The following is a 13,001-nucleotide window of genomic DNA, read 5'->3' on the forward strand; positions in this document are numbered from 1 at the left end:
GCCGTGGGCACAAATTCACGTCGCGCAATTCAGGACAGCGAAAAATGGGCACGGAAAAATCGGCACGGCGCATCGCGTTGATCGGCTTCCATCTGGAAAGCAACGCCTTCGCCCCGCCGACGACGCCGGAGGATTTTCGCCGCCTGTGCTATCTGGAAGGCGAGGCGCTGGCGATCGAGGCGCGCAAGGCGACGCCGTCCTGCCCGCTCGAATTCCCCGGCTTTTTCCGCGAAATGGATCGCCTGTCGCCGGGCTGGGTGCCCGTGCCGATTTTCTGTGCGGCGGCCGAGCCGGGCGGGCCGATCGAGCAGGAATTCTTCGACGCCTGCCTCGCCAAGATCGACGGCATGCTGCGCCAAGCGGGGCCGGTCGACGCCGTCTATATCAGCAATCATGGCGCGATGACCGCGACCGAGACTTTCGATCCCGATGGCGAGCTTTATCAGACCGTGCGCCGTTGCGTCGGCCCCGTACCCGTGGTCGCTTCGGTCGATCTACATGCCGCGATTTCGGACGCGATGATCGATGCGGTCGATGCGTTCGTTTCGTATCGCACCAATCCGCATGTCGATCAGCGCGAGCGCGGCGCGGAGTGCGCGCGCCATCTCGCCGAGTTGATGGCAGGCGGCAAAAGCCATCTCGCTTTCGTGCGACTGCCGCTCACGCCCGCCTCGGTCACGCTGCTGACGGCAAGCGGCCCTTATGCCGATCTGATGAACGAAGCCGAAGCGATCATGGCGCGGGACGATCGCTTGATGAATCTCTCCGTCGTCGGCGGCTTCGTCTTCGGCGACACGCCCAAGAACGGCGTGGCGTTCGTCGCTACGTCGCGCGACAGCACGGCGCATGCGTTCGAAGTCGCCGAAAACCTCGCCGCGCGCGGCTGGGCCGATCGCCATCGCTTCGTGAAGAAGCTCACGCCGATCTCACAAGCGCTGGAATTGGCGCGCGACGCCGCGTCGGGCAAAACGGCGCCGGTGATTTTCTCCGATGCCGGCGACAATCCCGGCGGCGGCGGGCGCGGCAATACGACCGAGTTGCTGCTCGCCTTGCTCGACGCCAAGGCGACGAACGTGCTGCTCGGCAATTTCGTCGATGGCGCCTTGGCTGCCGAAGCGGCCGCGAAAGGGAAGGGCGCCAAGTTCCGCGCGCGCTTCAACCGCGCGAATGCCGACCAATTCGGCAAGGCCTTCGAGCGCGACGCGACGGTGCTGTCCGTCCATGACGGCAAAGTCGTCGGGCGGCGCGGGATTTTCGGCGGGCGGCAGCTCGATCTCGGGCCCACCGCCGCGTTGGATTTGGGCGGCGTCACCGTGGTGGTGACGACCGCGCGCAAGCAATGCGCCGACCCGGCATTTTTCGAAATGCACGGCCTCGACATCGCCAAGGCGGCCTGCGTTTGCGTCAAGTCGCGCGGCCATTTCCGCGCCGGGTTCGATGAATTCTTTCCACCCGAGCGCGTCTACGAAGTCGATACCGGCGGCCTGACCGCGCCGGTGCTGGAACGGATCGCGTTCCGCAATCTGCCGCGCCCGGTTTACCCGCTGGACGCGAATACCCAATGGGCGCCGAAAGGGCGGCGCTGAACGCCCGCCGCAATACCCCGACACCGGCGCGGGGTGCCGCGCCGGCTCGCGAAATACGCGGGGGGCTTGCCAGAAAGGGCCGGTTTCTGCGAACGTCCGGTGCTGAACACAGATGCATGCGCCGCCGATGGCCGGTTAGGGTCAGGAATGCGACGCCCCCAACGGGAAGGATTTTCGGAAATGCACGTTAAAGTATCCCGCCTCGCGCGCTTCGCGGCCCTTGCGGTCGTGGCGTTGCCGCTCGTCGCCGGCGCGGCGCGTGCGCAGGACCTGACGATGGGCCTGGGCGGCAACATCACCTCGATGGATCCGCATTTCCATAATCTGGCGCCGAATAACGGCATCGCCGTCCATCTGTTCGATCGTCTCGTCCATCAGGACGAACAGCAACGTTTGATCCCGGGCCTCGCCGAATCCTGGAAGCCGATCGACGACACGACCTGGGAATTCAAACTGCGCCGCGGCGTGAAGTTCCACGACGGTTCGGATTTCGACGCGGCCGACGTGGTCGCGACGATCAAGCGCGTGCCGTGGGTGCCGAACTCGCCGTCGTCCTTCTCGATCGCGACTCGCCCGATCACCGAAACGATCGTCGTCGATCCCTACACGATCCGTTTCAAGACGGCGCGCCCCTATCCGCTGCTGCCGACGGACCTTTCGATCGTCAACATCGTCAGCCGCAAGGCGGTCGAAGCGCCGACGGCGGAGTTCAATTCCGGCAAGTCGGCGGTCGGCACGGGCCCGTTCAAATTCGTCGAGTTCGTGCCGGGCGACCGCGTCGTCCTGCAACGCAACGACGCCTATTGGGGCCCGAAGTCGCATTGGGCGAAGGTGACGGTGCGCATCATCACCAACCCGTCGGCGCGCACGGCCGCGTTGCTGTCGGGCGACGTGCAGGTCATCGACCAGGTGCCGACGCAAGATCTGGCGCGCGTGCGCGCCAACGCGCAGACCGCCGTCGCCAAGACGGGGTCGAACCGCCTGATCTATCTCCATCTCGACCAGAACCGCGACCAGACGCCGTTCGCCACGGATAAGCAGGGCGCGGTGCTGCCCAACAATCCGCTGAAGAACAAGCGCGTGCGTCAGGCGCTGTCCAAGGCGATCAACCGCGAAGCGATCGCGCAGCGTTTGTTCGACGGCGAAGCCATTCCCGCCGGCAGCTTGCTGCCGCCGGGCTTCTTCGGGGCGCCGCAGAACCAGAAGGCCGAAGCCTTCGATCTCGAAGGTGCGCGCAAATTGCTGGCCGAGGCGGGCTATCCCAACGGCTTCGGTTTGACGATCCACGGCCCCAACGACCGTTACCCGGAGGACGAGAAGGTTCTCCAGGCGATCGGTCCGATGTTCAGCCGCATCGGCATCGACACGCGCGTCTTGACCCAGCCTTGGGCGACGTTCTCCTCGCAAGCCTCGGCGCCCAATTATTCGTTCTCGGTCATGCTGGTCGGCTGGGGTGCGGGGACGGGCGAAATGTCCAATCCGCTGCGCTCGCTGCTCGCGACGGTCAATCCGCAGACCGGCTATGGCCCGTCCAATCGCGGCCGCTACTCGAACCCGCAGATGGACGAGGTGCTGACCAAGGCGCTCTCGACCGTCGACGATCCCGCGCGCGCCAAGCTGCTCGCCGAGGCCGCCGATATCGGCGTGGGCGACGTGGGCCTGATCCCGCTTTATTACCAGGTGAACCTGTGGGGCCATCGCCGCAACGTGGCTTATGCGCCGCGCGCGGACGAGTACACGCTCGCCCATATGGTTCGCCCCGCGAACTAAGGGAGTCGCGTTGAAACTTCGCGCGCTGCGGGTGTTGCGCGAAGTCGCGGCGAGCGGCAGTCAGGCTTCGGCCAGCCGCACGCTGAATATCGCGCCCTCCGCCATCAGCCGGACGATCGCCCAGCTCGAACACGAGCTGGGCTTTTCGTTGTTCCGGCGCGAGAAAGGGCGGCTGATCCCCACGCAGCCCGGCCGCGCCTTCGCGGCGGAGGTCGAGCGCGTGTTCCGCGAGATCGACGGGCTGGGCGATACGGCGACGCATCTGCGCCTGCAAGGCGGCGACCGTATCCGCGCGGTGTTCCCGCCCAGCCTGTCGCAGCGTTTTTTGCCCGATTGCATCGTGCGCTTCGCCAAATCGCATCCCGACACGATGCTCGACATCGATTACGGATCGGCCTCGGCGGGCGTGGCGGCGGTGAAGGACGGGCGCGCCGATATCGTCATTCTGACTTTGCCCGCCGATGTCGGGAACTACGAAACCGTGCCGCTGCTCGACATCGAAACCGTTTGCCTGATCCCGCGCGGCCATCGCTTGGCGCGGCTTGCGGCGATCGAGGCGAAGGATTTGGACCGCGAGCCGATGGTGCTGATCAATCGGCCCTTCGCCTTGCGCGGCCGGCTGGATGAATTGTTCCGCCGGGCGGGTGTTACCCCCAAGGTGCGGGTCGAAACCTCGTCGGGGCAAGCGGCGATGGGCTGCGCGCGTGCGGGCATCGGGATCGCGGTCGTCAGCCGCTTGACGGCGCTGCAAGCGGAAGGCGACGGCAGCACCGTCGCGCGGCCGTTCCGGCCGACGCTGTGGCAGAAATTCGTGGCGGTGCTGAGCCCGACGGCCAAAGGGCCGGCGGTCGACGGTTTCGTCAAAGCCTTGAAAGCCACGGCCGCCAGCTATCGCCGCTTGGCCGCGGGCGGACGCTAGAAGTCAGCCGTTACCCGGGCGGCAAGGCCCCTTGACCAGATTCGAAGCGACAAATCCCGGCCGCCCGGCCTAAAGTATCGCCCTGCCGGGGGAACGGCCCCGGCGCAGGGAGACCATCATGAACAGACCGACTTTGACGGCGCTTGCGCTGGCCGCAGCGCTTGGCTTCGCCTCCGCGACCGACGTTTCCGCTCAAGCCCTGACCGTGGGTGTGGGCGGCAACATCACGTCGATGGACCCGCATTTCCACAATCTCGGGCCCAATAACGGCATCGCGCAGCACTTTTTCGACCGTCTCGTCCATATGGACGAGCGTCAGCGCCCGACGCCGGGCCTGGCCGAATCCTGGCGCGCGACCGACGACACGACGTGGGAAATCAAGCTGCGCCGCGGCGTGAAGTTCCACGACGGCTCGGATTTCACCGCCGCCGACGTGGTCGCCACGTTCAAGCGCGTGCCGTGGGTCCCGAATTCGCCGTCGTCCTTCGCGGCGATGGTGCGCGGTCTCGACGTCACCGTGCCCGACCCGTACACGCTGATCATCAAGACGCCGGCCCCGCGGCCGATGCTGCCGATCGACCTCGCGGTCGTGAACATCGTCAAGGGCAGCAACGTCGAAGCGCCGACCGCCGATTTCAACGCCGGCAAGGCGATGATCGGCACGGGCCCGTTCAAGTTCACCGGCTTCGTGCCGGGCGACCGCGTGACGATGGAACGCAACGACGCCTATTGGGGTCCGAAGCCGCATTGGGCGAGCGCGACCGTGCGCATCATGACCAACGCCTCCGCGCGTTCGGCCGCGGTGCTGTCGGGCGACGTGCAGATCATCGACCAGGTGCAAACCGCCGATCTGCCGCGCATGCGCCAGAACCAGGCGATCGGCATCGAGACGATCACCTCGACGCGCCTGATCTATCTGCATCTCGATCAGGAACGCGACGCGACACCCTTCGCCTTCGACAAGGCGACCGGCCAGCCGCTCGCCAAGAATCCGCTGAAGGACAAGCGCGTGCGTGAAGCGCTGTCCAAGGCGATCAACCGCGAAGGCATCACCCGCCAGATCTTCGACGGTCAGGCGATCCCGGCGGGCGGCTTGCTGCCCGACGGCATGTACGGCGTGTCGCCGAACTTGAAGCCCGACGCGTTCAACACCCAAGCCGCGCAAGCGCTGCTGCGCGACGCCGGGTTCCCGAACGGCTTCAAGCTGACGATCCACGGCCCCAACGACCGCTATCCGGAGGACGACAAGGTCCTGCAGGCGATCGGTCCGATGTTCACGCGCGCGGGCGTCGAAACGCAGGTCGTGACGCTGCCTTGGGCGACCTTCGCGACCCAGTCGAACCGCCCGACCTACGCCTACTCGTTGATGCTGGTCGGCTGGGGCTCGGATACCGGCGAAACCTCGTCGCCGTTGCGCGCGTTGCTCGCCACGGTCAATCCGGACGCCGGCTACGGCGCTTCGAATCGCGGCCGCTACTCCAACGCCGCGATGGACGCGCTGCTCTCCAAGGCGTTGCAGACGATCGATCCGGCGGCGCGCGAAAAGCTGCTGATCGAAGCCTCGGAAGTCGCGGTCCGCGATTACGGGCTGATCCCGCTCTACTACGCCGTCAATATCTGGGCGTTGCGTTCGAACCTGACTTACCAGTCGCGGACGGACGAGTACACGCTGGCGCAGTTCGTCAAACCGCGCTGAGCCGATTGCGGGGGTCCGGATGATTCCGGGCTCCCGTTTTCCGGCACGCGACGTTAGTCTCATCGTATGACCGTTTTCATCATCCGCCGATTGATGCAAAGCAGCCTCGTGCTGCTGCTGATGTCGCTGCTCGTCTTCTTCGGCGTGTTCGCGATCGGCGATCCGATCGAAATCTTCATCGCCCCCGACGCCGACCAGGCCGAACGCGCGCGCGCCATCGCCGCCTTGGGCTTGGACAAGCCGATCTGGGAGCAATACGTCATGTTCGTGGTGAACGCGGTGGCGGGCGATCTCGGCCGCTCCTTCGTGTTCAACATCCCGTCGATCGAACTCATCCTTCAGCGCATGCCGGCCACGCTCGAACTCGCGATCGTCGCGGTCGCGTTGTCGGTCGTGCTGGGCGTGCCACTGGGCATGTATGCGGGCTACAAGCCCGACGGCACCGTCGCCAAGACGATCATGGCGGGCTCGATCTTCGGCTTCTCGCTGCCCAGCTTCTGGGTCGGCTTGATGCTGATCCTGATCTTCGCGGTCGAACTCGGCTGGCTGCCCTCGACCGGGCGGGGCGAGGTCGGCACGTTTCTCGGCATCCATTCCAGCATCTTCACCCTCAACGGGTTGAAGCATCTGCTGCTGCCCGCGTTGAACCTCGCGCTGTTCAACATCTCCCTCGTCATCCGTCTGACCCGCGCGGGCATGCGCGAAAACCTGCCGATGGATTACGTCAAATTCGCGCGCGCCAAGGGCCTGTCCAAGCGCCGCGTGATTCTGATCCATGTGCTGAAGAACATCCTGATCCCGATCGTCACGGTCGTTGGCCTGGAAATCGGCTCGGTCATCGCCTTCGCGGTGGTGACGGAGACAATCTTCGCCTGGCCGGGCATGGGCAAGCTGATCATCGACAGCATCAACAATCTCGACCGCCCGGTGATCGTCGCCTATCTGATGATCGTGGTGCTGATGTTCATCGTCATCAATCTGGTGGTCGATATCCTCTATTCGATTCTCGATCCGCGCGTGCGGCTCGGGGATATGGGCAAGTAACCGATGGCCGGCGCGATTCAAGCGAGCGAAGGCACCGCCAAGGTCGAAACGCCGTTCCGGCGCTTCGTCGCGGATTTCACCGAAAGCAAGCTGGCGCTGGGCGGCTTAATCGTATTCGCGATCGTGTTCGTCGCGGCGATGCTGTGCGCGTTCATCTCGCCGCAGAACCCGTACGACCTGCGTCAGCTCGACATCATGGACGGCAAAATGCCGCCGGGGACGATCTCGGCCGACGGGCTGGTGTTTTGGCTCGGCTCCGACAGCCAGGGCCGCGACATGGTCTCGGCGATCCTTTACGGGCTGCGCACGTCGTTCCTCGTCGCCGTCACCTCGGGCTTCATCGCCGCGGCGGTGGGCACGACGGTCGGGCTGATCGCGGCCTATTACGGCGGCAAGATCGACACGTTCCTGATGCGCACGGTCGATATCAAGCTGTCCTTCCCGGCGATCCTGATCGCGCTGATCCTGCTCGCCTTGCTGGGGCAGGGTACGGGCAAGATCATCCTGGCGCTCGTCATCATCCAATGGGCCTATTACGCGCGCACGGTGCGTGCCTCGGCGCTCGTCGAACGGCGCAAGGAATACGTGGAAGCCGCGCATTGCTTGGCGCTGCCCAAGTCGCGCATCCTGTTCCGGCATATCCTGCCCAACTGCCTGCCGCCGCTGATCGTCGTCGCGACGATCCAGATCGCCAATTCGATCGCGCTGGAAGCGACATTGTCGTTCCTGGGCGTGGGGCTGCCGATCACCGAACCCTCGCTGGGCCTGCTGATCGCCAACGGCTTCGAATACATCCTGTCGGGCGTCTATTGGATCAGCTTCTTCCCCGGCATCGCGCTGCTGGTCACCATCGTGTCGATCAATCTGGTCGGCGACCAATTGCGCGACGTCCTCAATCCCCGGCTCCAGAAGTAATCCCATGGCGGCGACGCTCGAAGTCCGCAATCTCCAGACCCATTTCCACACCAAGGCCGGCGTGTTGCGCGCGGTCGACGGCGTGTCGTTCGAGGTGGGCGAGGGCAAGATCCTCGGCCTGGTCGGCGAATCCGGCTCGGGCAAGTCGGTCACCGGCTTCTCGATCATGGGCCTCGTCGATCCGCCGGGGCGCATCGTCGGCGGCGAAGTGCTGTTCAAGGGCAAGAACATCGTCGGCATGGCGGAGGACGAGATTCGAAGCCTACGCGGCAACCGCATCGCGATGATCTTCCAGGACCCGATGATGACGCTCAATCCGGTCCTGAAGGTCGAAACGCAGATGATCGAGGCGGTCCAGGCGCACGAAAACGTTGATCGCAAAACCGCCTGGACGCGCGCGCGCGATGCGCTGGGGCAGGTCGGTATCCCCAGCCCCGAGGAACGCCTTGCGTCCTACCCGCATCAATTCTCCGGCGGCATGCGCCAGCGCGTGGCCATCGCGATCGCATTGCTCAACAAGCCCGATCTGATCGTGGCGGACGAGCCGACAACGGCGCTCGACGTGACGATCCAGGGGCAGATCCTGTACGAGGTTCAGAAGCTGGCGCGCATCACGCGCACGGCGCTGATCTGGATCACGCACGATCTTTCGGTCGTCGCCTCGCTCGCCGACGAAATCTGCGTGATGTATGCGGGCCGCATCGTCGAACGCGGCAGCGTGGACGACGTGCTCGACAAGCCCGCCCATCCCTATACGGCCGGTCTGATCGGTTCGGTGCCCAGCCGCAACGCGCGCGGGCGTCCCTTGACACAGATCCCCGGCGTGATGCCCTCGATGCTGAACCTGCCGTCGGGCTGCGCGTTCCGGATGCGCTGCCAATACGCCGACGATGCGTGCGCGAAGACGCCGCCGGAACCCGTTGGTGCGCGCCAAGTGCGCTGCGTGCGCCCGCTGGCGGAGGTCGCGTGATGGCACAAGCGACTGAGAAACCGCCGCTGATCGAACTGCGCAAGGTTTCGCGCCGTTTCGTCAAATCGCTCGATTTCGCGGCGAAGATCGCCGCCAAGCTCGGCGCCGATGTGAAGGAAGAAATCGTCCACGCGGTCGACGGCGTCGATCTCGCGGTGCGCGACGGCGAAGTCGTGGGTCTGGTCGGCGAATCCGGTTGCGGCAAATCCACGCTGGGCCGCGTCGTCGCGGGCATCCTGCCCGAAAGCTCGGGCGAGGTGTTCTATCGTGGCCGCAAGCTCGACGATCTGAAGGGCAAGGAACGGATCAAAGCGGCCTTGGCCGTGCAGATGATCTTCCAGGATCCGTTCGCCTCGCTCAATCCGCGCATGCGCGTGCGCGACATCATCGGCGAAGCGCCGCTGCATCACGGACTGTGTTCCAGCGCCGAGTTCGAGAGCTACGTCGACGAAACCATGCGCCGCGTCGGCCTCGATCCCGGCTACAAGCGCCGCTATCCGCATCAATTCTCGGGCGGGCAGCGTCAGCGCATCGGTATCGCGCGCGCGCTCGCGGTGAAGCCCGATTTCGTCGTTTGCGACGAATCGGTCGCGGCGTTGGACGTATCGATCCAGGCGCAGATTCTGAATCTGTTCATGAAGCTGCGGGCCGATTTGGGCCTCACGTATCTCTTCATCAGCCACGATCTGGGCGTGGTGCGCCATCTCTCCGACCGCGTCGTGATCATGTATCTCGGCCGCGTGGTGGAGGAAGGCCCGACCGAGGAGTTGTTCGACAAGCCGAACCATCCTTACACGGTCGCGCTGTTGGGCGAGATCCCGCGCCTGGATACTCGCAAGCGCCAATTCGTGCCGGTGAAGGGCGAAATCCCGTCGCCGTTAAACCCGCCGACGGGGTGCCATTTCCACCCGCGTTGCCCGCATGCGATGGCGCGCTGCAAGGCCGAACGGCCGGCGCTGCGCCAAATCGCGCCGGGCCGCTTCGCCGCCTGTCATTTGAACGATGCCCCGTAATCCCTTCGACGTGCATTTGCCGCAAGCGGGCCGCGATATCCCGCTGGTGCTGGATTCGCCCCATAGCGGCACCGATTATCCCGCCGATTTCGGCTATGCCTGCGATTTCGCGCTCATCCGCAAGTCGGAGGATACGCATGTCGACGCGCTGTTCGCGCATGCGCCGTCGCTGGGGGCGCCGTTGCTCGCGGCACGTTTCCCGCGCGCCTATATCGATCCCAACCGCTCGCCGCTCGACATCGATCCCGAATTGATCGACGGCGTGTGGCCCGGCCAGATCGTGCCGGGCGAGAAGACGAAGCTCGGCCTCGGCCTCATCTGGCGCAAGATCAAGGCCGGCACGCCGGTCTATGCGCGCAAGCTGAGCATCGACGAGGTGTGGAAGCGCATCGACGAATGCTATCTGCCCTATCACGCCGAATTGCAGCGTCTGACCGATCGCGCCTATGCGCGCTGGGGCCGCGTCTATCACATCAATTGCCATTCGATGCCGGCGGTGGGCGACCGCGAAACCTCGGCCGACGGCGAATCCGTGCGGCCGGATTTCGCCATCGGCGATCGCGACGGCACGACCTGCGATCCGGCCTATACGAAATTCACCGTCGATTTCCTGCGGGCCAAAGGCTACGACGCGCGCGCCAACGATCCCTATAAAGGCGTGGAACTCGTGCGTCGCCACGGCCGCCCGGCCGAGAAACGCCACGCGATCCAGATCGAGGTCAACCGGCGCCTTTACATGGACGAGGAAACGCGCGCACGGAACGCCGACTTCGCCAAGACCAAGGCGGTGCTCGACGAATATCTCGAAGCCCTCGCAGGCTGGATCGCGAAGCGATGAGTGCGGCGCCCCGTCTTTCCAAGTTGAAGCCGGGGCGCCCATTCGCGTCGAAGGCCGAATACGAAAAGACGCTCGAGAAGCTGCAAAAGCGCCTGCTGACGATCCAGCAAGCCTATTACCATTCGAAACGCCGCGCCGTTTTGGTGTTCGAGGGTTGGGACGCGGCGGGCAAGGGCGGGGCGATCCGCCGCTTGACCGAAACCCTCGATCCGCGCGGCGTGCATGTCTGGCCGATCGGTGCGCCCACGCCCGAAGAGCAAGGCCGCCACTACCTCTACCGTTTTTGGCGCCGCTTGCCGGCCCCGGGCACGATCGCGATCTTCGACCGGTCTTGGTACGGCCGCGTGCTGGTCGAACGCGTCGACAAGCTGATCGACAAGCCCGTTTGGATGCGCGCCTATCGCGAGATCGTCGAGTTCGAGCGCATGCTGGTCGACGATGGCGTGCGCGTCGCCAAGGTGTTTTTGCACATCGCGCCGGAAGTGCAGCTCGAACGTTTCGCCGAGCGCTTGGAAGCGCCCGAGAAGCGCTGGAAGCTGACCCAGGCCGATATCGACGCGCATCTGCGCTATGACGATTACGCCGATGCGGCCGACGATATGTTCGCGAAGACGTCGTGGAGGGGCGCGCCGTGGAAAGCGATCCACGCTGATTCCAAATGGAACGCGCGGATCGACGCGCTTTCGCATGTTTGCGAAACGCTGTCGGCGGGTGTGGAGTTGAAGCCGCCGCCGCTCGATCCCGAATTCGTCAAGGCGGCGAAGCGCCTGCTCGCCGGGCGCAAGAAGCGTTAGGCGCGCCGCGCCGTCAGCGATAGCAGCGCCGATTTGCCCGCGTGTTTGGCGAGTTTGGGTATGGCGGCGACGTGATCGTCGGCGCGCCATTCGATGAAAACCGCACCGCCGAACCCGGCGGCTTTTAACGCCGCTTCGAACTCGGCACGATCATGCCCGAAACTCGGCAGCGCGTGGCGCTTGCCGTCTTTCTCGAAATGCGCACCCGTCCCGCCGCGCGCGAGATCGGCGTGCATCTCGGCCACGAACAGCGTGCCGCCGGGCACGATTGCGGCGGCGGCCCGCGCGATCAGCGGCGCGACTTGCGGGAAGTGTTCGAGGACCAGCGAAATGCAGGCGATGTCGTATGCGGCGGCGAGGCCCCAATCGCCCGACAGATCGCGCTCGATCAGCGTGGCATCGGGCCCGAGCTTTTCGCGCGCTTGGGCGAGCATGCCGGGCGAACCGTCCAGGCCGGTGACCTGCGCAGCGCCCTTGCCCAGCGCCCAGGCGAGATTGCGCCCGGTGCCGCAGCCGATATCGAGAAAGCGTTTGCCGGAAACGGGAAGGGCGGCCGCGTCGATCGCGCGGCTCGCCAGCGCGATCATCGGGTTGTCGAACCCGTCATAAGCGGGCGCCCAAAGATCGTAGCCTTCGCGCGCACCGATCCCCCCGCCTTCGCTCACGGCGCGAATTGCTCTTTCAGCACGCGCTCTTCGAGATTGTGCTCGGGATCGAACAGCAGCGTCAGCCGCTTGGCGCGATCCTCGGCGACCTCGACGCGCACGACGTCGCGGATTTCGGTGTGGTCGGCGGTGGCCGAAACCGGGCGCTTGTCGGCTTCCAGAATTTCGAACGCGACCTTCGCGGCGGCGGGCAGCAACGCCCCGCGCCAGCGCCGCGGACGGAAGGCGGTGATCGGCGTCAGCGCCAGAAGTTCGGCTCCCATCGGCACGATGGGCCCGTGCGCCGAAAGGTTATAGGCGGTCGAGCCGGCGGGGGTGGAGACGAGCACGCCGTCGGCGATCAACTCGTCCATGCGCACCACGCCGTCGACCAGAATACGGATTTTGGCGGCCTGGCGCAGCTGGCGCAGCAGCGACACTTCGTTGACCGCCAGCGCTTGCGCCTTGCGGCCATTGGCGCGCGTGACGGTCATGCGCAGCGGGTGCAGCGTTTCGCGCGTCGCCTTGGCGATGCGCGCCGGCAAGCCCGTCAGGCGGTAGTCGTTCATCAGAAAGCCGATCGACCCGCGATGCATGCCGAAGACCGGCGTGCCGCGTTCCATCACCCGGTGCAGCGTTTGCAGCACGAAGCCGTCGCCGCCCAGCGCCACGACGACGTCGGCGCGGTCGATATCGACATGGGTGTAGCGCCGCTTGAGCGCCGCCAAAGCGTGGCGGGCTTGCGGGGTGGGGGCGGCGGCGAAGGCGAGTCGTGGGGCCGACATGGACACCCTTGTACGACGTTCGGGGCT

General features: G+C 65.4%; 12 protein-coding genes. 10 read left to right on the forward strand and 2 right to left on the reverse strand.

The window, feature by feature from the left end; translation table 11 throughout:
- The first annotated feature begins 71 nt into the window (after positions 1–71).
- The 10 genes from J0H39_07970 (at position 72) to J0H39_08015 (ending at position 11,545) form a co-directional block, all read left to right on the forward strand.
- Positions 72–1,586: a M81 family metallopeptidase gene (locus J0H39_07970; protein MBN9496676.1), complete on the forward strand. Its 1,515-nt coding sequence runs from the start codon at positions 72–74 to the stop codon at positions 1,584–1,586.
- A gap of 180 nt (positions 1,587–1,766) precedes the next feature.
- Positions 1,767–3,356: an ABC transporter substrate-binding protein gene (locus J0H39_07975; GenBank protein MBN9496677.1), complete on the forward strand. Its 1,590-nt coding sequence runs from the start codon at positions 1,767–1,769 to the stop codon at positions 3,354–3,356.
- A gap of 10 nt (positions 3,357–3,366) precedes the next feature.
- Positions 3,367–4,275 (forward strand): LysR family transcriptional regulator, encoded by a 909-nt coding sequence (locus tag J0H39_07980; protein ID MBN9496678.1) that lies wholly within the window; start codon positions 3,367–3,369, stop codon positions 4,273–4,275.
- A gap of 118 nt (positions 4,276–4,393) precedes the next feature.
- Positions 4,394–5,971: an ABC transporter substrate-binding protein gene (locus J0H39_07985; protein ID MBN9496679.1), complete on the forward strand. Its 1,578-nt coding sequence runs from the start codon at positions 4,394–4,396 to the stop codon at positions 5,969–5,971.
- A gap of 66 nt (positions 5,972–6,037) precedes the next feature.
- Entirely contained in the window at positions 6,038–7,015 is a 978-nt protein-coding gene (locus J0H39_07990) for an ABC transporter permease (GenBank protein MBN9496680.1), read from the forward strand.
- A gap of 3 nt (positions 7,016–7,018) precedes the next feature.
- Positions 7,019–7,930: an ABC transporter permease gene (locus tag J0H39_07995; protein MBN9496681.1), complete on the forward strand. Its 912-nt coding sequence runs from the start codon at positions 7,019–7,021 to the stop codon at positions 7,928–7,930.
- Positions 7,931–7,934: 4 nt separating this feature from the next.
- Positions 7,935–8,900, forward strand: a complete 966-nt coding sequence (locus J0H39_08000; protein MBN9496682.1) for an ABC transporter ATP-binding protein — start codon at positions 7,935–7,937, stop codon at positions 8,898–8,900.
- Positions 8,900–9,913: an ATP-binding cassette domain-containing protein gene (locus J0H39_08005; GenBank protein MBN9496683.1), complete on the forward strand. Its 1,014-nt coding sequence runs from the start codon at positions 8,900–8,902 to the stop codon at positions 9,911–9,913. The genes J0H39_08000 and J0H39_08005 overlap by 1 nt, the downstream gene beginning before the upstream one ends.
- Positions 9,903–10,751: an N-formylglutamate amidohydrolase gene (locus J0H39_08010; GenBank protein MBN9496684.1), complete on the forward strand. Its 849-nt coding sequence runs from the start codon at positions 9,903–9,905 to the stop codon at positions 10,749–10,751. The genes J0H39_08005 and J0H39_08010 overlap by 11 nt, the downstream gene beginning before the upstream one ends.
- Positions 10,748–11,545, forward strand: coding sequence for a polyphosphate kinase (locus J0H39_08015; GenBank protein MBN9496685.1), 798 nt, complete (start codon positions 10,748–10,750; stop codon positions 11,543–11,545). Before J0H39_08010 ends, J0H39_08015 begins: the two co-directional genes overlap by 4 nt.
- On the opposite strand, the gene J0H39_08020 is transcribed toward J0H39_08015, so the two are convergent.
- Together J0H39_08020 and J0H39_08025 are read right to left on the reverse strand one after the other, a co-directional pair.
- The gene (locus tag J0H39_08020) at positions 11,542–12,210 is read right to left on the reverse strand and encodes a class I SAM-dependent methyltransferase (protein ID MBN9496686.1); all 669 of its coding nucleotides are present in this window, start codon (positions 12,208–12,210) and stop codon (positions 11,542–11,544) included. The two genes, J0H39_08015 and J0H39_08020, sit on opposite strands and share 4 nt — an antisense overlap.
- Positions 12,207–12,974 (reverse strand): NAD kinase, encoded by a 768-nt coding sequence (locus tag J0H39_08025; GenBank protein ID MBN9496687.1) that lies wholly within the window; start codon positions 12,972–12,974, stop codon positions 12,207–12,209. Before J0H39_08025 ends, J0H39_08020 begins: the two co-directional genes overlap by 4 nt.
- Positions 12,975–13,001: the final 27 nt, after the last annotated feature.

It is taken from the genome of Alphaproteobacteria bacterium (assembly GCA_017308135.1).
Classification (GTDB): Bacteria; Pseudomonadota; Alphaproteobacteria; order CACIAM-22H2; family CACIAM-22H2; genus Tagaea.